This is a genomic window from uncultured Pseudomonas sp., assembly GCF_943846705.1.
In the GTDB taxonomy this organism is placed as follows: Bacteria; Pseudomonadota; Gammaproteobacteria; order Pseudomonadales; family Pseudomonadaceae; genus Aquipseudomonas.
Genome location: NZ_OX044366.1, coordinates 840,762 through 863,962, shown reverse-complemented (window position 1 = coordinate 863,962; position 23,201 = coordinate 840,762). Strand labels below are relative to the sequence as shown.

Below are 23,201 nucleotides of genomic sequence, written 5' to 3'. Positions count from 1 at the left end.
AGCTCTACTTAATAGCCGCGTCGGACATGGGTAAAAAGTCATGTAGTCCGAGGCGCGGCATACTACATCAAGATCCGGGGAAAATCAGTCGACGCGCGTCGCTCTGCGACTAAGAGGGATGTTGCAGTCACTCTGCGTGATCTTTTGTATATTTAATCTCGCAATATTGTTTCATATAAATCAAAAAACAGTACACAGTTAATTGTGCGTGCCGCTCTTGGTCGGCCCGTGGGCAGCTTGCCTATACTGCATAGCACCTCTTACGGAATGTGACCCCTATGCAGATAAAGGCCGCCACAGCCGCTGACTTGGATGAATTGGCCGAGTTATTTGGCGCTTACCTTGGCTTTTATGAAGTGAGCAAGCCTCAGGCGCAGGTGCGCGATTTTCTTGCCGCTCGGCTGAGCAACGCCGACTCGACGATTCTGTTGGCCCGCGATGATCAGCGGCGGGCGCTGGGCTTTGTTCAGCTGTATGCCTTCTTTGCTTCGTTAGCGCTGCAGTCCGCCTGGTTGCTTAGTGATCTCTATGTCAGTCAGCAGGCCCGTCGCCAAGGTGTGGGCGAGGCGTTGATGAATGCCGCCCGCGCCCATGCCGAAGCCTCAGGCGCTTGCGGTTTGCAGTTGGAGACGGCAAAGCGCAATCTGCCAGGACAAGCCCTCTACGAGCGCCTGGGTTATGTGCGTGATGAGGTGTTTTATACCTATTGGCTAGAGTTGCATTGAGCCGCTGTTGAACAAGGAGCAAAGCATGGATCATCTGGTACTTACGGTTATTGCCCCGGATCAGCCGGGCTTGGTTGAACGCGTCGCTCAGTGCATCAGCGAGCATGGCGGAAACTGGCTGGAAAGCCGTATGTCACGCATGGCCGGGCAGTTCGCCGGAATACTCCGGGTCGATGTGCCGTTGGCGGGCCACGCTGGGTTGGTCGCGGCTCTGGAAGCGCTGCAGACACAGGGCATACGTGTACAGGTCGCCGCCGGTGGCGACGTGCCAGTGACTGTCTGGCGGGCAATTCGCCTGGAGTTGGTGGGCAATGACCGGCCGGGTATCGTGCGCGATATCACTCGTTTGCTTAGTAGCCAGGGCGTCAACCTGGAGAGCCTGAGCACCGAAGTGCTACCGGCGCCGATGAGTGGCGAGTTGCTGTTTCAAGCCCAGGCCTTGCTGGGCGTGCCGCAGAGCCTGAGCCTGGAGCAGTTGCAGGAGCGCCTAGAAACCCTCGCCGATGACCTGATGGTGGAGTTGAAGCTGCAGGCTGAGGAGTAAGCAGGAGGGTTATCCACGGCCCGTGTGGATAACTCTGTGGGTAGCATGAGGAGCCCCGGAGCAGCGCTTAGTGCTCCGGGGCTTTTTAGTAAGTGCTTAAAAAATGCTCAGGAAGCATTTTTAACGTCGCGTAGCGACGGCCCTGCCAAGGGTGGCTGTCATGGATGACAGGCCATAAAAAATAAGCACTTACTTTGTGGGTTGTGCACAAAGGTCGGGGATGCTCTGTGGATAAGCCGGGGGCAACTGGCTGCAGCCCATGAGCCGTCTGTGCTGCAGTGTGCTGGTTGTTTATTGAACAGGCCGACGTTTGCGCAGGGTTAGCCAGGCGTCGAGGCTGTAAATGGCCAGGCCCGCCCAGATGCAGATAAAGGCCAGCAGTTTGCTCGGGTCGAAATGCTCACCAAACAGGAAGATCGCCTGCAACATCACCAAGGTCGGAGCCAGGTACTGCAGAAAACCAAGGGTGGTGTAGGGCAGGTGTCGGGCCGCAGCGTTAAAACAGACCAGAGGCACCAAGGTGATTGGGCCGGCGACGATTAGCCAGAGCGCTTCCGGGGTGCTCCAAAAGTCGGCTTGAGTACTCATGGCCACTGGGTTGAGCAGCAGCCAACCGACGGCCAGAGGTATCAGTAGCCAGGTTTCCACCACCAGCCCGGGAAGGGCGGCCACGGGTGCCTGTTTGCGAATCAGCCCGTAGAAACTGAAAGACAGTGCCAACACCAGCGATACCCAGGGAATGCTACCAACCTGCCACAGTTGCTGCAGCACACCCAGCGTCGCCAGAGCCACGGCCAGCCACTGCAGGCGCCGCAGACGCTCGCCGAGAATCAACATGCCCAGTAGCACGTTGACCAGCGGGTTGATGTAGTAGCCCAGGCTGGCCTCGAGCATGCGCCCGTCATTCACCGCCCACACATACACCAGCCAGTTGGTGGCGATCAGCAGGCCGCTCAAGGTCAGCACAGCGAAGCGTTTGGGATTGTTGAGCAGTTCGCGCAGCCAGCCAGGATGTTTCCACACCAGCAGCAGTAAGGCGCCGAACACCGCGGACCAGAGCGCCCGGTGCACGATGATTTCCAGTGCTGGGACGCTTTGTATGGCTTTGAAATAGAGCGGGAACAGGCCCCAGATGATGTAGGCGGTCAGGCCGAGAATGTACCCGCGACGCAGGTTGGCGGTGGCCATGCAGGGTCCTTGCTTAGGTTGCTAACTAAAGAGTCAGGATTCTAGTCGCCACGCGGTGACTTGTCTGGTTGTTCAGCTTCGTGGCCAGTGCTCTGCAGGTAATTACTGTAAATCTGGCTTTACGGGGCGACGGCAACTGTTATGGCGCAGCACCGGCTGTCGCTGAGTCAGAGCTGTAGGATGGGCAGAGCGCAGCGATAGCGATCATGACCGCCCCAGATGGCTATCGCCTTTGGTAGCCCGTCCCGCGCATGGCAGCCGGGCGGGGCCGGCGCGATTCAAAACAGCTTGAGCGGCTCTTCATCCAGTGCGGCCAACTGCTCGCGCAGAATCAGGATCTGATCGCCCCAGTAACGTTCGCTGCCGAACCAGGGGAAGCTCATGGGAAAGGCCGGGTCGTCCCAGCGCCGCGCCAACCAGGCGCTGTAATGCATCAGGCGCAGGGCGCGCAGGCCTTCAATCAGCGGCAGTTCGCGCGGGTTGAAGTCATGAAACTCCTGGTAGCCATCCATCAGCTCCGAGAGCTGGCCGAGACGCTCATGGCGTTCGCCGGCCAGCATCATCCACAGGTCTTGTACGGCCGGCCCCATGCGGCAGTCGTCGAGGTCGACCATGTGGAAGGTGTCGTCGCGGCACAGCAGGTTGCCCGGGTGGCAGTCGCCGTGCAGGCGAATCGCCTGTACCGGATGGTTGGCAAACAGGGCGTCCAAACGCTTGAGCACGTCGCGGGCCACCGACTCGTAGGCGGGCAGCAGGCTACGCGGAATAAAGTTGCCCTCCAGCAAGGTCGCCAGCGATGCGTGGCCGAAGTTGCTCACCTGCAGGGCTTCGCGGTGGGCGAACGGCGTTAACGAACCGACCGCGTGCAGGCGGCCGAGCAGCTGGCCGAGGCGGTACAGTTGGTCGAGATTGCCGGGCTCCGGCGCGCGGCCGCCCCGGCGCGGGAATAGGGCAAAGCGAAAGCCAGCATGCTCAAACAGTGTCTCGCCGTTGAGAATCAGCGGCGCGACGACCGGCACATCGCACTCAGCCAGTTCGAAGGTGAAGCTGTGCTCTTCGCGGATCGCCGCATCGCTCCAGCGATCCGGGCGGTAGAACTTGGCGATCAGTGGTGTTTCGTCTTCGATGCCCACTTGATAGACGCGGTTTTCGTAGCTGTTCAGCGCCAGCACGCGGGCGTCGCTGAGGTAGCCGATGCTCTCCACGGCATCCAGCACCAGGTCGGGTGTGAGTGCGGCAAATGGATGGGACATGGTTGGCTCCGGCAAGTGGGTCGCGAAGTGTACCGCTTCTGCAGGGTCGGGCGGTGTGTGGGCGCTAGGAGGATGCGGTTGAGCGCAGCGATACCCATCGATGATCTTGAGGCCGGCATTCGCTGTGATGGGTCTCGCGATGCTCAACGCCATCCTACGAATCTGTCGCTGCTGTTGCCTCTCAGTCGCCGGGCTTGGGCGTGCGCGCCAGGCAATACACATCGACTCGCGCCGCCCCGGCTTTCTTTAACAGGCGCGCCAGGCTCTCGGCGGTGGCGCCGGTGGTCAGCACATCATCGACCAGCGCCACATGCAGGCCGCTGATCTGGCTGTCCGCTGAGAGGGCAAAGGCCTGGCGCAAATTGCGTTTGCGCGTGGCCGCGTCGAGTTGTTGCTGCGCCGGGGTATCGACAATGCGTTGCAGCCAGTGCGCCTGCTGCGGCAGCTGCAATAAAGCGCTCAGCCACTGCGCGAGCAGCCCGGCCTGATTGAAGCCGCGCTGGCGTTGGCGTTTATCCGCCAGTGGTACGGGCAACAGCAGTGCGGGCTTGCTCAGCCCTTCATCGAACGCATGTTGCAGATGATGTGACAAAAGCTCGCCGAGCAGACGTCCCAAAGGCCACTTGGCTTGGTGCTTGAACCGCGTAATCAGGCTGTCGATGGGGAAGGCGTAGCGCCAGGGCGTTTCGACCTTGCTAAAGCTGGGTGGTTTGTTCAGGCAGGCCCCGCACACCAAACCGTGGCTGGGCAGCGGCAGGGCGCAGACCTGGCAATGCCCGCCGAGCCAGGGCAGCTCGGCTTCACAGCTGGTGCAGATGGCCAGCGCGCCGTCCGTTGTTTCATTGCAGAGCAAACAGATTTGTTTGTTTTTTAACCAGTTGTAAACCGGTCGCCTTGGTTCTGGTTGACAGCGCATAAGCCTTCCATAATTATGCCGAACATCCGTGTCGTGCTTGCTGACTCTAGGTTCTGTGCCAAAAGTTGTCGAGCGAAGGTCAGGCGAGGCAAAAGCTGGCGAGGAAGCGCAGTTTACGAACTGTAAATGAGCATTCCGAGCCGGCTTTTAACGAAGCATCACCGAGCGCAGGCACTTTTCGTACAGAACCGAGCAAGCCACTGCCCCTAACAAGGAACAACCGATGAGCGCCACCACCGCCGCCAACTTGCGTCACGACTGGACTCTTGCTGAAGTCAGGGCGCTCTTCGAGCAACCGTTTAACGACCTGCTGTTCGCCGCACAGACCGTGCACCGCGCACACTTCGATGCGAACCGCGTGCAGGTCTCGACCCTGCTGTCGATCAAAACCGGTGCCTGCCCGGAAGACTGCAAGTACTGCCCGCAGTCCGGCCACTACAACACCGGCCTGGAAAAAGAAAAACTGCTGGAAGTGCAGAAGGTGCTGGAGGCGGCCGCCGAGGCCAAGGCCATCGGCTCTACCCGTTTCTGCATGGGCGCGGCGTGGAAGCACCCGTCGGCCAAAGACATGCCCTACGTGCTGAAGATGGTCGAAGGCGTCAAAGCCCTGGGCCTGGAAACCTGCATGACCCTGGGCAAGCTGGATAAAGAGCAGACCCAGGCGCTGGCCGACGCGGGTCTCGACTACTACAACCACAACCTCGACACCTCGCCGGAGTTCTACGGCAGCATCATCACCACCCGCACCTATGGTGAGCGTCTGGAGACCCTGGCCTATGTGCGTGATTCGGGGATGAAGATCTGCTCGGGCGGCATCCTGGGCATGGGTGAGTCACTGGACGACCGCGCTGGCTTGTTGATTCAACTGGCTAACCTGCCGGAGCATCCTGAGTCGGTGCCGATCAACATGCTGGTCAAGGTCAAAGGCACGCCGCTAGCGGACGAGAAAGACGTCGATCCATTCGACTTTATCCGCATGCTTGCCGTGGCGCGGATCATGATGCCGCAGTCGCACGTGCGCCTGTCCGCCGGCCGTGAGGCGATGAACGAGCAGATGCAGGCCCTGGCGTTCTTCGCCGGTGCCAACTCGATCTTCTACGGCGAGAAGCTGCTGACCACCGCCAACCCACAAGCCAACAAAGACATGCAACTGTTTGCCCGTCTCGGCATCAAGCCGGAAGAGCGTGAAGAACACGCAGACGAAGTGCACCAGGCGGCCATCGAGCAGGCCCTGGTCGAGCAGCGCGATTCCAAGCTGTTCTATAACGCCGCCGTCTGAGGCGCAGAGGTCTTTCCCGTGGGAGCGTTCGCAGTCGCGATGACTAAACAGCATCGCGGCTGAAGCCGCTCCCACGGTCATCAAGGTTGCCCATGTCTTTCGATCTCGCCTCCCGCCTCGCGGAACGCCGTGCGGCTCAGCTCTATCGTCAACGGCCACTGCTGGAAAGCCCGCAAGGGCCGCTGGTGCAGGTCGATGGCCGTGAGCTGTTGGCTTTCTGTTCCAACGACTACCTCGGCCTGGCCAACCATCCACAAGTGATCGAGGCCTGGCGTGCCGGTGCGCAAAAGTGGGGCGTGGGCGGCGGCGCGTCGCACCTGGTGATTGGCCATAGCACGCCGCACCACGAGCTGGAAGAGGCGCTGGCCGAGTTCACCGGCCGGTCGCGTGCGCTGCTGTTTTCCACCGGTTACATGGCCAACCTTGGTGCTGTCACTGCGCTGCTCGGCAAGGGCGACAGTGTGCTGGAAGACCGCCTCAATCATGCCTCCTTGCTCGACGCGGGCTTGCTCTCGGGTGCACGCTTTTCACGCTATCTACACAACGATGCGGCGAGCCTGGCCAGCCGCATGGAAAAAACCACCGGCAATACCCTGGTGGTCACCGACGGCGTGTTCAGCATGGACGGTGACCTGGCTGACCTGCCGGCGTTGTGCGCCGCAGCCAAGCAGAAAGACGCCTGGGTGATGGTCGATGACGCCCATGGTTTCGGCCCGCTGGGCGCAACCGGCGGCGGCATCGTCGAGCACTTCGGCTTGGGCGTGGATGATGTGCAGGTGCTGGTCGGCACGTTGGGCAAAGCCTTCGGTACGGCTGGGGCATTTGTCGCCGGCAGCGAAGAGCTGATCGAAACCCTGGTGCAGTTCGCCCGGCCCTATATCTACACCACCAGTCAGCCGCCGGCATTGGCCTGCGCCACGCTGCAAAGCCTGGAGTTGCTGCGCAGCCAGCACTGGCGGCGTGAACATTTGAACGTGCTGATTAAACGCTTCCGCGAGGGCGCGCAGGCCATCGGTCTTGAACTGATGGACAGCGCCACGCCGATTCAACCAATCCTAATCGGCGACAGTGGCCGCGCCATGCAGCTGTCGCAGATGCTGCGCGAGCGTGGCTTGCTGGTGACGGCGATTCGTCCGCCCACGGTGCCGGCCGGCAGTGCTCGGCTGCGCGTGACCTTGTCTGCCGCCCACAGCCTGGAGCAGCTGGAGCTGTTGTTGGAGGCGCTGGCTGAGTGCTGGCCGCTGCTGGCCGAAGAGGGGGCCGCGCATGCGTGATCGACTGATTCTGCTGCCCGGCTGGGGCCTGGGTACTGCGCCGTTGCAGCCGCTGGCCGACGCCTTGCGCGGGCTGGATCCACGCCTGCATGTGCAGATCGAACCGCTGCCTTTGCTAGATTCCAACGACCCCGCGGACTGGCTGGATGAGCTCGATGCCAAGCTGCCCGAGGATACCTGGCTCGGTGGCTGGTCGCTGGGCGGCATGCTTGCGGCCGAATTGGCAGCGCGCCGAGGCGGGCGTTGTAATGGCCTGCTGACCCTGGCCAGCAACCTGCGCTTTGTCGCTGAACCAGGCTGGTCGGCAGCGATGGAGGCGAGCACATTTAGCGCCTTTCGTGAGGGCTGCGCGGCCAATGCGCCCGCCACCCTAAAGCGCTTCGCCCTGCTCTGCGTACAGGGGGCTGCGGATGCGCGCGGCCTCTCGCGTCAGTTGATAAGCGCTGCGCCGCACTCTCAGGCGGCCACGCTGTTAGCTGGGCTGGATGTACTGGCGGCACTGGACACGCGGGCGGCGCTGCAGGCCTTTGTCGGCCCGCAGTTGCATCTGTTCGCTGGTGCCGATGCATTGGTGCCGGCCTTGGCTGCGCAGGAGCTGTTGGCGTTGCTTGCGGATGTCGAAGTTGGCCTGATTGATCAGGCCAGTCATGCCTTCGCCCTGGAGCGCCCCCATGAAATCGCTGCCGCGATTCAGGCTTTTTTGCATGAGGCCGGTGATGACTGATCTGGCCCAAGAACCACTCGGCGGCCTGCCGGACAAACGCCAGGTGGCGGCTTCGTTTTCCCGTGCGGCCGAGAGCTATGACAGTGTCGCGGCCCTGCAGCGCAATGTCGGCCAGCAGTTATTGGCGCAGCTGCCTGCTGCAATCAGCCCGGCCCGCTGGCTCGACCTGGGCTGCGGTACGGGCTATTTCAGCCGTGCCTTGGCCGAGCGCTTTGCGGCCAGCCAAGGCGTCGCGTTGGATATCGCCGAAGGCATGTTGCAACACGCCCGGCCGTTGGGTGGCGCGCAACAGTTTATCGCCGGCGATGCCGAGCGCCTGCCGCTGCAGGACGAGTCCTGCGAGCTGTTGTTTTCCAGCCTGGCGTTGCAGTGGTGCGCCGATTTTACGGCCGTGCTGGGTGAAGCCGAGCGCGTATTGCGCCCTGGCGGTGTGCTGGCTTTTAGCAGCCTGTGTGTCGGCACGTTGCAGGAGTTGCGTGACAGCTGGCAGGCGGTGGACGGCTTTGTGCACGTCAATCGCTTCCGTCGTTTTGAGGATTATCAGCGCCTGTGTAGCAACAGCGGCTTGGCGCTGCTGAGCCTGCAGGTTACGCCTGAAACCCTGTATTACCCTGATGTGCGCAGCCTGACCCATGAACTGAAAGCCCTCGGCGCGCACAACCTCAACCCCGGCCGGCCGGGTGGCCTGACTGGCCGTGCGCGCATGCTGGCGCTGCTCAAGGCCTATGAACAGTTCCGCCAGCCGGAAGGGCTGCCGGCGACCTATCAAGTGGTCTACGGCGTATTGCGTAAGGAAATTGCCTAGATGAGCCAAGCGTTCTTCGTCACCGGTACCGATACCGAAATCGGCAAAACCACTATCGCCGCCGGCCTGCTGCATGCGGCGCGGCTCGCCGGGCTGTCCACGGCCGCGGCCAAACCGGTGGCCTCGGGCTGTGTGGTGACGGCGGATGGCCTGCGCAATGACGACGCCCTGGCGCTGCTTGGCGAGTGCAGCCTGGTGTTGCGTTATGACGAGGTGAATCCGCAGGCATTCGAGCCGGCGATTGCCCCGCATCTGGCCGCACGTGAAGCCGGCGTGTTGCTGGATGTGGCGGCACTGCAGGAGCCTGTGCAGGCCATTCTGGACAAGTGCGCGGACTTCACCCTGGTGGAGGGCGCGGGCGGCTGGCGCGTGCCACTGGCCGGGCAGGCGACGTTGTCGGACCTGGCGATTGCCTTGAAACTGCCGGTTGTTCTGGTGGTGGGTGTGCGCCTGGGCTGCATCAACCATGCGCTACTGACGGCCGAGGCGATCCTGCGTGACGGTTTGTCGTTGGCAGGCTGGGTGGCCAATGTGGTCGACCCGCACACCTCGCGCCTTGAAGACAATCTCGCAACCTTGGCGCAACGCTTACCCGCGCCATGCTTGGGCTATATCCCGCGCCTGGCCGAAGCAACGCCGGCTGCGGTTGCCAGTTATCTCAATCTCGATCTTCTACGCAGCCCGCTATAAGCCCGCTAAATGCCATAGCCTTTTGCCTGTACGTTTTTCGAGCAATATCTGCTTAAATCAAGGCTATTAGTGGTCAGTCAGAGTAGGAGCTTAGGCATGGAGATTTCAGGAAGCGCCTTCAGTTCGGCTGTCAGCAGCATTCAATCGGGTCAGCGCCGCGTCGATCAGGCAGCAGCAGCGATCGCCAGTAATGCCGTTACCCAGCCGCAACAGCCGACCTCCACGCCGCCCGCTAATCAGGTCAACCCAGCCCCCAGCTTGGCTGAACAGACCCGCCCCGATCTCGCTGAAAGCCTGGTCGCCCTGCGTGAAGGGCAGAATGCAGCACAGGCCGGTGCCAAGGTGATCAAAACGGCTGATGAAATACTCGGCACCCTGATCGACACCACGGCTTGAGTCGCCGCCCCTGGCGCACTCAAGCCCGGTAAAGAGGTAAGCAACGCCGGGCGAGGAGTCATTGCATGCAGATTAGCGGCGCTTCGACTTATTCTGCGCCTGCAGCCAATCCACTGCCGGTTCGCCCCCTGGCGTCGAGTGCTTCCCCTGACGTCTCCCCCGATATCATCCGCGCCGCTCAAGCGCCCGTCACTGCGCCTCAAGCGCTGACCGCTGCGCAGTCCTCCTCGGCGCGTGAAGAAGCCGACAAGCCAACCGATTCGTCGAGCAACTCCGATACAGCTAAACGCACTCAAGGCGAGCCAAGCCCCGAGCAGGCGCGGCGTGAGCAACTCGAAATTGCCGAGTTGCTCAGCCGTGATCAGGAGGTGCGTAGCCATGAGCAGGCGCATGCGGCGGTTGGCGGGCAATACGCAGGTGCGCCGAGCTATACCTATGCGCGTGGCCCGGATGGCAAACGCTATGCGGTAGGTGGCGAGGTGGGTATCGATGTGGCTCCCGTGGCGAATGACCCCGAAGCGACCCTGCGCAAAATGGACGTGGTGATCCGCGCTGCTCTGGCCCCCGCCGAGCCATCGGCGCAGGACCTGCAGGTGACAGCGCAAGCCCTGGGGCTGATGGCTGAAGCCCGCGTACAGCTGGCGCAACAACAGCGCAGTGAGGCGCAGGCCAGCAGTGATGCGCGTGCCGAGCCAGGTAAAGAGGGGGACGATAAACCCGTCGAGGCGCCGGGATCTGCAGGGCCAAACGCGGCTAATCTTGATCTGTACACGCAACTAAGTGGTGTGCAGCAGCCAGCCCCGCTGGTCGAACTGGTGACGTAAGCGGCGCGTGGGGTGCTTGACATTAAATAGGCATAAACGTATGTTTCAAACGCTTGTTTGATTGATTCGATTGCTAAAGAGACAATCGAGCGCCGGGATTGCTCCCGAAATGACCGAATACCCGGTCACCTACACATTAAGAATCCACCGCAGAGGTCAACCGCTATGCCTGATTACAAGGCCCCCTTGCGTGATATCCGTTTCGTACGCGACGAACTGCTCGGCTATGAAGCGCATTATCAGAGCCTGCCTGGCTGCCAGGACGCTACTCCGGACATGGTCGACGCCATCCTTGAGGAAGGCGCGAAGTTCTGTGAGCAAGTGCTGTCGCCCCTGAACCGTGTAGGTGACACCGAAGGCTGCACCTGGTCCGCTGAGGGCGTGAAAACCCCTACCGGTTTCAAGGCAGCCTACAAGCAGTATGTAGAAGGCGGCTGGCCGAGCCTGGCGCACGACGTAGACCACGGCGGCCAAGGCCTGCCTGAGTCCCTGGGGCTGGTTGTCAGCGAAATGGTCGGCACCTCGAACTGGTCGTGGGGCATGTACCCAGGCCTGTCGCACGGCGCGATGAACACCATCTCCGAGCACGGTACCGACGAGCAGAAGCACACCTACCTGACTAAGCTGGTATCCGGCGAGTGGACCGGCACCATGTGCCTGACCGAGCCGCATTGCGGCACCGATCTGGGCATGCTGCGTACCAAGGCCGAGCCTCAGGCTGACGGTTCGTACAAAGTATCCGGCACCAAGATCTTCATCTCCGCCGGTGAGCACGACATGGCCGATAACATCGTCCACATCGTCCTGGCCCGCTTGCCCGACGCGCCGCAAGGCACCAAAGGCATCTCGCTGTTCATCGTGCCGAAGTTCTCGGTTAACGCTGACGGTTCGGTTGGCGCGCGCAACGCGGTGACCTGTGGCTCGCTCGAGCACAAGATGGGCATCCACGGTAACGCGACCTGCGTGATGAACTTTGATGGCGCTACCGGTTACCTGATCGGCCCAGCCAACAAAGGCCTGAACTGCATGTTCACCTTTATGAACACGGCGCGTCTGGGTACTGCTCTGCAGGGCCTGGCGCACGCTGAAATCGGCTTCCAGGGCGGCCTCAAGTACGCTCGTGATCGTCTGCAGATGCGCTCCCTGACTGGCCCGAAAGCGCCGGAAAAAGCCGCTGACCCGATCATCGTCCACCCGGACGTGCGGCGCATGCTGCTGACCATGAAGGCTTTTGCCGAAGGCAACCGTGCGATGGTGTACTTCACCGCCAAGCAGGTTGATATCGTCAAGTACAGCAAAGACGAAGCCGAGAAGAAGCAGGCCGACGCACTGCTGGCCTTCCTCACGCCAATCGCCAAAGCATTTATGACCGAAGTCGGCTTCGAAGCAGCCAACCACGGCGTACAGATCTATGGCGGCCACGGCTTTATCGCCGAGTGGGGCATGGAGCAGAACGTTCGCGACAGCCGCATCTCCATGCTGTACGAAGGCACCACCGGTATCCAGGCCCTCGACCTGCTGGGCCGTAAAGTGCTGCAGACTCAAGGCGAAGCACTGAAAGGCTTCACCAAGATCGTGCACAAGTTCTGCCAGGCCAACGAAGCCAACGACGCTATCAAAGGCCTCGTGGAGCCGCTGGGCAAGCTGAACAAGGAGTGGGGCGATCTGACCATGAAAGTGGGCATGGCCGCGATGAAAGACCGCGAAGAAGTCGGTGCCGCTTCGGTGGACTACCTGATGTACTCCGGCTATGTCTGCCTGGCCTACTTCTGGGCTGACATGGCGCGCCTGGCGGCCGAGAAGATCGCAGCTGGCACTGAAGATGAAGCCTTCTACAAGGCCAAGCTGCAGACCGCACGTTTCTACTTCGCGCGCATCCTGCCGCGTACCCGTAGCCACGTTGAGGCCATGCTGTCCGGCGCCAACAACCTGATGGACATGGACGAAGAGCACTTCGACCTGGGCTACTAAGCCTTAGACCTCATCAGGCCAAAAAAAACCGCCGCCCTTTTGGGTGGCGGTTTTTTATGTCCGGTGTTTTACAGGTCATTTAGTGGCCTTGGCTACGTACCCAAGCCTGCCAGCTAATGACGCTGTATTCAGCATTCGCACGGTGATTGTTGCCGTTCGGCGTGGGCCTTAGCGTAGAAGGCTAATTCACGCTCTAGCTGACGGAGAAGCCAGCATGCCCGAGTACAAAGCCCCCCAGCGCGATATGCAGTTTTTGATCGACGAGGTCTTCGACTTTCATGCGGGTTACGCCGCGATCGGGGCCAGCGATGCCACTCCGGACATGGTCAGCGCGATCCTGACCGAGGGGGCGAAGTTCTGCGAGCAGGTGCTGGCGCCGTTGAACCGTTCCGGCGACGAAGAGGAGTGTCAGATTAACGACGGTGTGGTGACCACGCCTAAGGGCTTCAAGGAAGCCTTTGCCCAATACGTTGAGGGCGGCTGGAATGGCCTGGCCGCCGATCCAGCCTACGGCGGGCAAGGTTTGCCGCAGTCGCTGGCGTTGATCATCAGTGAGATGGTCGGCGCCAGTAACACTTCGTGGGGCATGTACCCCGGTCTGACCCACGGTGCGATGTCGGCGATCCATGCCCACGGCAGCGAAGCGCAGAAGCAGGCCTACCTGAGCAAGCTTACCGAAGGCCGCTGGACCGGCACCATGTGCCTGACCGAAGCGCACTGCGGTACCGATCTTGGCCTGATCAAGACCCGCGCCGTGCCGCAGGCCGACGGCAGCTACGCGGTTACGGGGAGCAAGATCTTTATCTCCGCTGGCGAGCACGACATGAGCGAAAACATCGTGCACCTGGTGCTCGCCAAGCTGCCTGATGCGCCGGCGGGCACCAAGGGTATCTCGCTGTTTATCGTGCCCAAGTTTCTGCCCAATGCTGACGGTCAGGCAGGGGCGCGCAATGGCGTAAGTTGCGGTTCGATCGAGCACAAGATGGGCATTAAGGCTTCGGCCACCTGCGTGATGAACTTCGACAGTGCCACCGGCTACCTGATCGGCGAGGCCAACAAGGGCCTCAACTGCATGTTCACCATGATGAACCACGCGCGCCTGGGCACCGGTATGCAGGGTCTGTGTCTGGGGGAGGCGAGCTTCCAGGGCGCGATCAAGTACGCCAGCGAGCGCCTGCAGATGCGTGCGTTGACCGGGCCCAAGGCGCCGGAAAAAGCCGCCGACCCGATCATCGTGCACCCGGATGTACGGCGCATGCTGCTGACCATGAAGGCGTTCAACGAAGGCAACCGTGCGCTGGCCTATTTCACCGCGCAACTGATCGACCAGGCGCACGCGGGAAGCAGCGCTGAGCAGCGCGAAGAAGCGGAAAACCTGTTGGCCTTCCTCACGCCGATCTGCAAAGCCTTTATGACCGAAACCGGCCTGGAGGTGACCAACCACGGCATGCAGGTGTTCGGCGGCCATGGCTTTATTCGTGAGTGGGGCATGGAGCAGCTGGTGCGTGACTGCCGCATCGCGCCGATTTACGAAGGCACCAACGGTATCCAGGCCCTCGATCTGCTCGGGCGCAAAGTGCTGGGTAGCCAGGGCAGACTGCTGCGCGGTTTTACTAAGATCGTGCACAAGTTCTGCGAGGCCCAGGCTGAGCATCCGCAACTCAAGGGCTATGTCGCCCAACTGGCAACGCTGAACCAGCAGTGGGGCGCACTGACCCAGAAGATCGGCATGGCGGCGATGCAGAACCCGGACGAGGTCGGTGCGGCGTCGATGGACTACCTGATGTATTCCGGCTACGTCACCTTGGCGTATTTCTGGCTGCGCATGGCGGCGGTGGCTGAGCAGAAGCTGGCGGCGGGCACCGGCGAAGCCGCGTTCTACCAAGCCAAACTGGCCACCTGCGAGTTCTACTTCAAGCGCCTGTTGCCGCGCACCGCCATGCACCTGGCGGGTGCAGAGGCGGGCAGCGATAGCTTGATGCGCTTGCCGGCCGAGCATTTCGCTCTCTGACCAGCGGTTAAGTGTCTACCGGGCCCGCCTTTTGGCGGGTTTTGCTTTAAAAGGCGCTAATTGACGCATAGTGACTATTAGGTCATTACGCGACGCTATGTGTCTAAAAAGTTGTTCGGTTAGACTCGTTGCACATCTTTATACCTGCTGGTTCGTCCGAGGATTTGCCCCATGGCTGACTACAAAGCTCCCCTGCGTGATATGCGCTTCGTACTCAATGAAGTGTTTGAAGTTTCCAAGCTGTGGGCCCAGTTACCGGCCCTGGCGGAAGTGGTGGACGAAGACACCGCCGCTGCAATTCTGGAAGAAGCCGGCAAGGTCACTGCCGGTACCATCGCCCCGCTCAATCGCAGCGGTGACGAAGAAGGCTGTTCCTGGGCTGACGGCGCGGTGAAAACCCCAGCCGGCTTCCCTGAGGCTTACCAGACTTACGCCGAAGGCGGCTGGGTGGGTGTCGGTGGTGACCCGGTATTTGGCGGCATGGGCATGCCCAAGGCGATCTCGGCCCAGGTCGAGGAAATGGTCAACTCGGCCAACCTGTCATTTGGCCTGTACCCGATGCTGACTGCCGGTGCCTGCCTGTCGATCAACGCCCACGCCAGCGAAGAGCTGAAAGAAAAATACCTGCCGAATATGTATTCCGGCCAGTGGGCGGGTTCCATGTGCCTGACCGAGCCGCACGCGGGCACCGACCTAGGCATCATTCGTACCAAGGCTGAGCCGCAGGCCGATGGTAGCTTCAAGGTGTCTGGCACCAAGATCTTTATCACCGGCGGCGAGCACGACCTGACCGAGAACATCATTCACCTGGTGCTGGCCAAGCTGCCGGACGCACCGGCGGGCCCGAAAGGCATCTCGCTGTTCCTAGTGCCGAAGTTTATGGTCAACGCCGACGGCTCGCTGGGCGAGCAGAACGCCCTGTCCTGCGGTTCGATCGAACACAAGATGGGCATCAAGGCGTCGGCCACCTGCGTGATGAACTTTGATGGCGCCACCGGCTGGATCGTCGATGCGCCGAACAAGGGCCTCGCCGCCATGTTTACCATGATGAACTACGAGCGTCTGGGCGTGGGCATCCAGGGTCTGTCCCTGGGTGAGCGCAGCTACCAGAACGCCGTCGAGTACGCTCGCGACCGTATTCAGAGCCGCGCGCCGACCGGCCCGGTGGCCAAAGACAAAGCCGCCGACCCGATCATCGTGCATCCCGACGTGCGCCGCATGCTACTGACCATGAAAGCGCTGAACGAGGGCGGTCGTGCCTTCTCCAGCTACGTGGCCATGCAGCTGGACACTGCCAAATTCAGCGAGGACGCCGCTACTCGTAAGCGTGCCGAAGAGCTGGTCGCTCTGCTGACCCCGGTGGCCAAGGCCTTCCTCACCGACATGGCGCTGGAGACCACCACCCATGGCCAGCAGATTTTCGGCGGCCACGGTTATATCCGCGAGTGGGGCCAGGAGCAGCTGATCCGCGACTGCCGCATCACTCAGATCTACGAAGGCACCAATGGCATCCAGGCGCTCGATCTGGTCGGTCGTAAAGTGGTCGGCAGCGGCGGTGCGTTCTACAAGCACTTCGCTGACGAGATCAAAGCCTTTACTGACTCGGCTGATGCGTCACTGGCCGAGTTCGTCAACCCGCTGAAAGAGGCTATCGCCAATCTGGAGCTGATGACCAGCGACTTGCTGGAGCGCGCCAAGGCCAACCCGAATGAAGTCGGCGCCGCCTCGGTCGAGTACCTGCAGGTGTTCGGTTACACCGCCTACGCCTACATGTGGGCACTGATGGCGCGCACTGCCCTGGCCAAGCAGGATCAGGACGAGTTCTACGTGAGCAAGCTGGGTACTGCGCGTTTCTACTTCGCGCGTCTGCTGCCGCGTATCCACTCGCTGACTGCGTCGGTCAAGGCCGGTAGCGAGAGTCTGTATCTACTGGACGCTGCACAGTTCTAAGCGCGTACGGCACTGCAAAAAACCGGCCAATGTGCCGGTTTTTTTGTGCCTGAGAGTCAGTGGTCAGTCTCTGTTGCGTGAGCGCCGACAAGCTGCGTGCTGCTGGCGGCCGATCAGTTGTTGATCTGCTGCTCGACCAGCGCCGGGTTGTCGATAAAGCGATTGCGTGTGCCTTGCAGGGTGGCAATCTTGTCGTTGCGCGCCAGCTCTTCGGCGTCTGGTGGGTCCATCTGGTGCCACTTTTTGTACACCTGCACCTGGCCAACGATGGGCAGGTCGTATTCGACATGCATATAGAAGATCGCCCGGGCAATGTTGCCCTTGGCTTCGTCGCGGGGTTCAACCAGTTGGAAGCTGGTTGGCATGTCGCAGCCGATGTCTTCGAACTTGCTCGACACGCTATCATCCAGGTCAGCGAACTGCGCGTTGCGCCGTACCAGTTCGACGCGGGTCAGGGCCGGATAAAGGTTATGCAGGTCGGAGGCCATATAAACGTAGCGCGGGTTCATGATCCCGCACTGGCGGTTGGTGACGCAGCGCAGGGCGCTTTTCAGCTGTTTGTTGCTGTAGATCGCGCTGGCTTTGAACTGGCCGCTTTCCGCGCTAAAGGTTTTGCCGCAATACAGCGACGTACCGCCCTGGCCATAAAGTTGGCTCCAGAACAGTTGCACGGCGGCTTTGGGATCGGAAATCTGGTTTTGCCCGTTGGCGGATGCTAATGGGCTGATGCCGGCTGCTAGGCAACCGATGGCAAGGAACAATGAGCGCATGTGTAGCCCCAGTGACCGCCGTTGTCGGGGTCTGTTGTTTTTGTAAGACAAGTTGAAGTCTAACAAGACCTGCGTCACAAAATAAAGACAAGCGTTTGCTTGGTTCTGTTCGTGTAGGCAAAGGCTTACACGGCGTGCTGCGGATCGCCACTATGCCGGCAGCCGGCTGGTGGCTAATCTACTGCCCATGGACGTCGCGCAGGAAGCGCATTGAAACACTAGGGATACGTGGGATAGCTGCCAGGATGGCAAGCAGATCAAGGATGTCAGCAAACAGTCTGCAAAAGCCCCGCAATCGCGGGGTTTTCTTTTTTTGGCGCTGGCCAAACGACTTTAACCTTTCTCGAACTCGCTGACGCCGCGCGCCTTCCGCACTGGCTCGGCTTCGCCATGGGTGACGGCAAGCTGCGCAGAGCAAGGGTCGTACTCTTTCGTCAACTATCCCGACCAGCAAGCCTACGCCGGTGAGCCGTTGGGCATTTCCGTTGGCGCTTTTCCGCTACCATCGAACTCTCTTTCGCATGCGATAAGGATTGCCTCATGTCCATTGCCACGCTGATTTTCCTGGCGCTTGCCGCCGCGCTGATTTTTTTCGTGATTGGTATTTACAACCAATTGGTGAAGTTGCGTAACCGCTTTCAAAACGCCTTTGCGCAGATTGAGGTGCAGCTCAAGCGCCGTTATGACTTGATTCCCAACCTGGTGGAGACCGCCAAGGGCTATATGGCCCATGAGCGTGAAACGCTGGAGGCAGTAATTGCCGCACGCAACAATGCGGTAGCCGGGCTCAAGGCCGCTGCGGCGCAACCCGGTAATGCCCAGGGCATGGCGCAGTTAGGCGGCGCTGAGAGTCTATTGAACAGCGCGATGGGTCGCTTGAATGTCACCCTTGAAGCCTATCCGGACCTCAAAGCCTCGGCGAACATGCAGCAGCTCAGCGAGGAGCTGAGCAGCACCGAAAACAAAGTGGCGTTCGCCCGCCAAGCGTTTAACGATGCGGTGATGGCCTACAACAGCTACAAGCAGGCGTTCCCGCCGGTGTTGCTGGCGGCCAGCTTCGGCCATGCGCAAGATGCCAGCCTGTTGGAGTTCGCCGACAGCGCAGCGATTCAGGCCGCGCCGAAGGTGACGTTCTAGATTAGGGGCGCAGTGGCGTGAACTTCTTCGAACAACAGGATCGCGCCCGGCGCAACAGCGGGCGTTTGTTGATTCTTATGCTGCTGGCGGTACTCAGCCTGGTCACCCTGACCAGCTTGGCGCTGGGGCTGATCTGGCAGCTATTCGGCAATAACTCGAACTCGCTGGGCCTGCTTGAGGGCTCCGGCAGCCTGCTGCCCAGTTGGCCGCTGGTGGGGTGTGTGGCGCTGGTGGTGATCGGCGTGGTGCTGCTGGGCAGTCTGTATAAACACCTGCAGTTGAGCCGCGGCGGCCAGGCGATTGCCGAACGCCTCGGTGGACGCTTGATCAACCTGTCGCCACAAAACTTCGAAGAACGCCGGCTGCTCAATGTGGTGGAGGAAATGGCCCTGGCTTCAGGCACCACGGTGCCGCCGGTGTATGTGCTCGATGATGCCGGGATCAACGCCTTTGCCGCCGGCCTGACACCGCAGGATGCGGTGATCGGGATTACCCGTGGGGCGATCTGCCAGCTCAGCCGCGAGGAGTTGCAGGGGGTGATTGCCCATGAGTTCAGCCATATCTTCCACGGCGACATGCGCCTCAATACCCGCTTAGTTGCGGTGCTGCACGGCATTCTGCTGTTGGGCCTGATCGGCGGTTTTCTGCTGCGCAGCAGCGGGCGTGGTCGCCGCTCCAGTCGCGATAACTCGGCGGCGATCGTTATCGCCATCGGCGTAACGCTGTGGTTGCTGGGTTATGCCGGCACCTTTTTCGGCAACCTGATCAAGGCTGCGGTGAGCCGCCAGCGCGAGTACCTGGCCGATGCCTCGGCGGTGCAGTACACGCGTAACCCGGACAGCATTGCCGGCGCCTTGAAGAAAATCGGCGGTAACCTCTACGGCTCGCAACTGCGGGCCGGGCATGCCGCCGAGTTCAGCCATATGTATTTTGCCGCCGGCATCAGCCAGGCCCTGGAAGGCATGCTGGCCACCCATCCGCCACTGGAACAACGCATCCTCCGCATCACCCCCGGCTGGGATGGCCGCTACCCGCATGTGCCCGCGCTAAACGCGGTGCCGGCGGCAGAGAACGCTGCTACGGCCGGCGCGGTGCCTGACCTGAGCGCTTTTCTACCGGGCTTGAGCCCTGCTTCGGCAAGCGCGGCGATTAGCGCCATTGGTGACCCGCAGGCACCGCACTTGGTCGCGGCGCGCAGCACCCTTGCGCATCTGGACGCTGCTTTGAGTGCGGCTGCGCACAGTTGCAGCGGCGCTCAGGCATTGCTCTACGGCCTGCTGCTCGACCCTGCTGAGGTGCAATCGGCGCAGCAAGTGCGACTTCTGCAACCGCGCATCAGCGCCGAAGTGGCCGCGCAGCTTGAGCACTTGCGCGAGCCACTGCGTCAGCTGCCGCTGGGTATGCGCTTGCCCCTGCTGGACCTGGCCATGCCCGCGCTGAAACAGCTGGCTGCCGATCAGTTCAGCGCCTTGAAGGCCAACCTGGCCGTACTGATTCGTGCCGATGGCCGGGTGGCGCTGCTGGAGTGGACGTTGTTGCGCATTGTTGAGCGCAATGTCGAAGGCGTGCGCGCACAGGCCAGCCGCTACTCGCTGCCGGAGCTGGCCGCTGAGGTGCTCGTGGTGTTGTCGTTGTTGGCCCGTGCGGGGAGTATGGATGAGGCTGCCGCACAACAGGCGTTGACTCAGGCTGATAGCGAACTGCCGTTTAAGGTCGGCCAACTGCTCGCGGTCGACGCCAGTGGTTTGTCGGCGCTTGAGCGGGCGCTACGGCGCTTGAGCCTGCTCCAGCCGCTGCAGAAGCCGCAGCTGCTCAAGGCCATGGCGCGTTGCATCGAGCACGACGGCAAGATCAATGCCGCCGAGGCCGAGTTGATGCGCGCTGTGGCGGATATTCTCGACTGCCCGATGCCGCCATTGCTCGCAGCGCGTGGCTGAACGCCTAGCCACGTAACGACAATACGTGCTGGAGCACCGCAGGAGCCGCTAACGCCTAGCCGCTGGCGACAACGCTGAATCAGCGAGTGCCAGCGGCTAGGCGCGCGTCATTGCGCGCTTAGTCACATCATTGCGCCTGCAACTGGTAATGACGCTTTTTACCGAGGCTGATGCGCGCGCCCAAGTGCGCGGTGGTCAGCTTTAACTCGGCATCATCCAACACCTCGCCATTCAGCCGCAGGCCGCCGCCAGCAGCCAGACGACGTACGGCACTGCCAGACGGCTGCAGCTGGTGCTCGAGTAGCAACTGCAACAGGCTCAAGTTGCCATCCAGGCGCTGCGGATCGACGCTCAGCGCCGGCAAGGCGGCTTCGGCAGTGCTGCCAACAAACAGCTCGGCGGCGGTGGCGGCGGCGGCCTGGGCGGCTTGCTCGCCGTGGGCCAAGGCGGTGGCAGCGTTGGCCAGGATGATTTTCGCTTGGTTCAGTTCGGCACCTTCGAGCGCACTCAGGCGCGCGACCTCATCCATCGGCAACTCACTGAACAGGGCGAGGAAGCGGCCGACGTCGGCGTCGTCACAATTGCGCCAGAACTGCCAGAAGTCATAGGGCGACAGCTTGTCGCCATTCAGCCATACCGCACCGGCAGCCGATTTACCCATCTTGCGCCCGTCGCGGGTGGTCAGCAGTGGCATGGTCAGGCCGAACAATGGCTGGCATCCCTGGCGGCGGCCCAGTTCCACGCCGTTGATGATGTTTGCCCATTGGTCGGCACCGCCCAGTTGCAGGGTGCAATTGTGCCGGCGCGCCAGTTCGGTGAAGTCGTGGGCCTGCAACAGGGTGTAGCCGAATTCCTGAAAGCTCAGCGAGTGCTCGCGGTCCAGGCGGTTGCGTACCGCATCGAAGGTCAGCAGGCGGTTGATGGAAAAGTGCCGGCCGACCTCGTTGAGAAACTGCAGGTAGCCGATGCCGTCCAGCCAATCGGCGTTGTCCACCACTCGGCCAGCATTTGGGGCATCGCCGAGTTCAATGTAGCGGGCAAAGCAGCCGGTAATCCCGGCGATGTTCTGCTGGATTTGCGCTTCAGTCAGTACCGGCCGGCTGCTGTCACGAAAGCTCGGATCGCCAATTCGTGTGGTGGCGCCGCCGATCAGCAGGATCGGCTGATGGCCGGCGCGCTGCAGGTGGCGCATCAGCATCAAGGCTTGCAGGTGGCCGACATGCAGGCTGTCGGCGGTGGCATCAAAACCGAGGTAGAAGGTCTGCGGACCTTGGTTCAGCGCCTGGCGCAAACCATCGAGATCCGTGCACTGGTGGATGAAGCCACGGGCGCTGAGCTGGTCGAGTAGGTCGGGGGATGTGGCGGGCATAACAGTCTCCTGGAGTTGGCAAAAAGCCTGAGGAGACCGGTGTAAATCAAGGATGACCGAGCCGCCTCAGGCGGATCGGACATGCAACAACGCATCTACCGCCTGGTGAGAGGTGGCAGAACGTAATAAAACGCAGAGATGGGGCAGATGTGTCTGTGCATGCCCGGCACTTTACGGGCTGGGGTGGGTAAGTCAACTCGCAGCTGACTAATAGCTGCCAGGTTAGTGCGGTTATCAGTCTGGCAAAGCAGTTAGGTTTTCAGGCACAGTGCGCCCTAAATCCACTATTTATGCAGTGGCGAAGCATGTTCTTCCAACCGCAAGACACGCCGGATGATGACAGCAGTGCGGCCGTCAATGATCTGCAGGATGTAGGTCGGCGTTCGCTGGTCCGGATCATCTTTGCCATCACCGGGCTGACGCTCGGGGTGTTCTGCGCGCTGCAGTTTATGGCCGGCAATTACCTGTTCGCCAGCCTGGAGCTGACTCTCAGCGTGTTACTGCTGTGGGGCGCGTGGCGCATCGTCAGGGCGCACAATCTGTTGCCCTGGATCTACCTCTACCTGCTGCCGACCTTCAGCTTTCTGCTGTACATCATCGTCATTCCTAATGCCTCCAAGACAGCATTCGTTTGGGTCTACAGCATCCCCGTCGTCTCCTACCTGCTGCTCGGGCGTAAGCGCGGTAGCCTGCTGGCGCTGCCCTTTGTACTCGGTGCCTGCCTGCTTTACCTGTACACCTACCCGGTGCGCCTGGATGCAGAAGGCTTGATTGACCTGGGGAATGCGCTGTTCTGCGGGGTTTTGCTGATCGTCTTTGTGCACCTCTATGAGTCCCGCCGCGCCTCGGCGCACAAGCAGTTGCGGCGGATGGCCCGCACCGACGCCCTGACTGGCGTGGCTAACCGTGGCTCCTTTCAGCAAAGCCTGGAGCTGAGCATTCGTGAGGCGCAGCGTAGTCAGGCGAAGTTGGTGCTGGTGATTCTTGATGTTGACCACTTTAAGGGGGTCAACGACCAGCATGGCCATGCCGCTGGCGACCAGGCGCTGCGGCATATCTGCAACACCCTCAACCAGCGCCTACGCAGCACCGACACCCTGGGGCGGCTGGGCGGCGAGGAGTTTGGCCTGTTGCTACGCAGTACCGAGCACAGCGCGGCCGAGCCCTTGGTGGAAATGCTGCGTGAGCAAATCGCCAGCACCCCACTGCACTATGGCGACCAGCAGATCTTCCTCACGGTGACCTTTGGCATGGCCGAATGGCCCAGCGATGGGCAAACCGTAGAGCAGCTTTACCACTGTGCCGACCAGCGCCTGTATCGCGGCAAAACGCTAGGCCGCAATCGGCTCGTCGGCCGCGCCATGCCTGAGGTTCAGCTCAGCGCTTTCTAAGCGCCGTCCGCTGCCGCGCAAAGCACTCAAGCAGCGCCGGCTACACT

General features: G+C 61.3%; 20 protein-coding genes. 15 read left to right on the top strand and 5 right to left on the bottom strand.

Annotated features, from left to right (window positions below):
* The first annotated feature begins 278 nt into the window (after nucleotides 1-278).
* Together Q0V31_RS04190 and Q0V31_RS04185 are read left to right on the top strand one after the other, a co-directional pair.
* Nucleotides 279-725: a GNAT family N-acetyltransferase gene (locus Q0V31_RS04190; RefSeq protein ID WP_298184789.1), complete on the top strand. Its 447-nt coding sequence runs from the start codon at nucleotides 279-281 to the stop codon at nucleotides 723-725.
* 25 nt (nucleotides 726-750) lie between these two features.
* Nucleotides 751-1,269, top strand: coding sequence for an ACT domain-containing protein (locus Q0V31_RS04185; RefSeq protein WP_298184787.1), 519 nt, complete (start codon nucleotides 751-753; stop codon nucleotides 1,267-1,269).
* 291 nt (nucleotides 1,270-1,560) lie between these two features.
* Here Q0V31_RS04185 and rarD read toward each other — a convergent pair whose 3' ends face one another.
* From rarD to Q0V31_RS04170, 3 genes are all read right to left on the bottom strand, one after another.
* The gene (gene rarD, locus Q0V31_RS04180; protein WP_298184785.1) at nucleotides 1,561-2,457 is read right to left on the bottom strand and encodes an EamA family transporter RarD; all 897 of its coding nucleotides are present in this window, start codon (nucleotides 2,455-2,457) and stop codon (nucleotides 1,561-1,563) included.
* A gap of 278 nt (nucleotides 2,458-2,735) precedes the next feature.
* The gene (locus tag Q0V31_RS04175) at nucleotides 2,736-3,710 is read right to left on the bottom strand and encodes a serine/threonine protein kinase (protein ID WP_298184783.1); all 975 of its coding nucleotides are present in this window, start codon (nucleotides 3,708-3,710) and stop codon (nucleotides 2,736-2,738) included.
* Nucleotides 3,711-3,891: 181 nt separating this feature from the next.
* Entirely contained in the window at nucleotides 3,892-4,626 is a 735-nt protein-coding gene (locus Q0V31_RS04170) for a ComF family protein (RefSeq protein WP_298184781.1), read from the bottom strand.
* 223 nt (nucleotides 4,627-4,849) lie between these two features.
* Here Q0V31_RS04170 and bioB point away from each other — a divergent pair, with 223 nt between their 5' ends.
* From bioB to Q0V31_RS04120, 10 genes are all read left to right on the top strand, one after another.
* Complete coding sequence (bioB, locus tag Q0V31_RS04165; protein ID WP_298184779.1) at nucleotides 4,850-5,905, top strand: biotin synthase BioB; 1,056 nt, start codon at nucleotides 4,850-4,852, stop codon at nucleotides 5,903-5,905.
* A 92-nt stretch (nucleotides 5,906-5,997) separates the two neighbouring features.
* Nucleotides 5,998-7,179 (top strand): 8-amino-7-oxononanoate synthase, encoded by a 1,182-nt coding sequence (gene bioF, locus Q0V31_RS04160; RefSeq protein WP_298184777.1) that lies wholly within the window; start codon nucleotides 5,998-6,000, stop codon nucleotides 7,177-7,179.
* Nucleotides 7,172-7,903 carry an alpha/beta fold hydrolase gene (locus Q0V31_RS04155; RefSeq protein ID WP_298184775.1) on the top strand — a complete coding sequence of 244 codons (732 nt, stop codon included), beginning with the start codon at nucleotides 7,172-7,174 and terminating at the stop codon, nucleotides 7,901-7,903. Before bioF ends, Q0V31_RS04155 begins: the two co-directional genes overlap by 8 nt.
* Entirely contained in the window at nucleotides 7,896-8,708 is an 813-nt protein-coding gene (bioC, locus tag Q0V31_RS04150; protein ID WP_298184771.1) for a malonyl-ACP O-methyltransferase BioC, read from the top strand. Before Q0V31_RS04155 ends, bioC begins: the two co-directional genes overlap by 8 nt.
* The gene (gene bioD, locus Q0V31_RS04145; RefSeq protein WP_298184769.1) at nucleotides 8,709-9,398 is read left to right on the top strand and encodes a dethiobiotin synthase; all 690 of its coding nucleotides are present in this window, start codon (nucleotides 8,709-8,711) and stop codon (nucleotides 9,396-9,398) included.
* A gap of 96 nt (nucleotides 9,399-9,494) precedes the next feature.
* On the top strand, nucleotides 9,495-9,794 hold the full coding sequence (locus Q0V31_RS04140; RefSeq protein WP_298184767.1) for a hypothetical protein: 300 nt from the start codon (nucleotides 9,495-9,497) through the stop codon (nucleotides 9,792-9,794).
* Nucleotides 9,795-9,859: 65 nt separating this feature from the next.
* Nucleotides 9,860-10,618 (top strand): putative metalloprotease CJM1_0395 family protein, encoded by a 759-nt coding sequence (locus Q0V31_RS04135; protein ID WP_298184765.1) that lies wholly within the window; start codon nucleotides 9,860-9,862, stop codon nucleotides 10,616-10,618.
* 165 nt (nucleotides 10,619-10,783) lie between these two features.
* Nucleotides 10,784-12,589: a phenylacyl-CoA dehydrogenase gene (locus Q0V31_RS04130; RefSeq protein ID WP_298184763.1), complete on the top strand. Its 1,806-nt coding sequence runs from the start codon at nucleotides 10,784-10,786 to the stop codon at nucleotides 12,587-12,589.
* 214 nt (nucleotides 12,590-12,803) lie between these two features.
* A complete protein-coding gene (locus Q0V31_RS04125; protein WP_298184761.1) occupies nucleotides 12,804-14,600 on the top strand; it encodes an acyl-CoA dehydrogenase C-terminal domain-containing protein in 1,797 nt (598 codons plus the stop codon).
* A gap of 171 nt (nucleotides 14,601-14,771) precedes the next feature.
* Entirely contained in the window at nucleotides 14,772-16,550 is a 1,779-nt protein-coding gene (locus tag Q0V31_RS04120; protein ID WP_298184759.1) for an acyl-CoA dehydrogenase C-terminal domain-containing protein, read from the top strand.
* Nucleotides 16,551-16,663: 113 nt separating this feature from the next.
* Here the strand turns inward: Q0V31_RS04120 and Q0V31_RS04115 are convergent, their stop codons facing one another.
* Nucleotides 16,664-17,320, bottom strand: a complete 657-nt coding sequence (locus Q0V31_RS04115; RefSeq protein ID WP_298184757.1) for an endonuclease — start codon at nucleotides 17,318-17,320, stop codon at nucleotides 16,664-16,666.
* Between the two features lie 540 nt (nucleotides 17,321-17,860).
* On the opposite strand from Q0V31_RS04115, the gene Q0V31_RS04110 reads away from it, so the two are divergent.
* The gene (locus Q0V31_RS04110; protein WP_298184755.1) at nucleotides 17,861-18,457 is read left to right on the top strand and encodes a LemA family protein; all 597 of its coding nucleotides are present in this window, start codon (nucleotides 17,861-17,863) and stop codon (nucleotides 18,455-18,457) included.
* 17 nt (nucleotides 18,458-18,474) lie between these two features.
* Nucleotides 18,475-20,394, top strand: coding sequence for a M48 family metallopeptidase (locus Q0V31_RS04105; protein ID WP_298184753.1), 1,920 nt, complete (start codon nucleotides 18,475-18,477; stop codon nucleotides 20,392-20,394).
* Between the two features lie 127 nt (nucleotides 20,395-20,521).
* Here Q0V31_RS04105 and tyrS read toward each other — a convergent pair whose 3' ends face one another.
* A complete protein-coding gene (gene tyrS / locus Q0V31_RS04100) occupies nucleotides 20,522-21,763 on the bottom strand; it encodes a tyrosine--tRNA ligase (RefSeq protein ID WP_298184751.1) in 1,242 nt (413 codons plus the stop codon).
* A 305-nt stretch (nucleotides 21,764-22,068) separates the two neighbouring features.
* Here tyrS and Q0V31_RS04095 point away from each other — a divergent pair, with 305 nt between their 5' ends.
* Nucleotides 22,069-23,154 (top strand): GGDEF domain-containing protein, encoded by a 1,086-nt coding sequence (locus tag Q0V31_RS04095; protein WP_298184749.1) that lies wholly within the window; start codon nucleotides 22,069-22,071, stop codon nucleotides 23,152-23,154.
* Nucleotides 23,155-23,201: the final 47 nt, after the last annotated feature.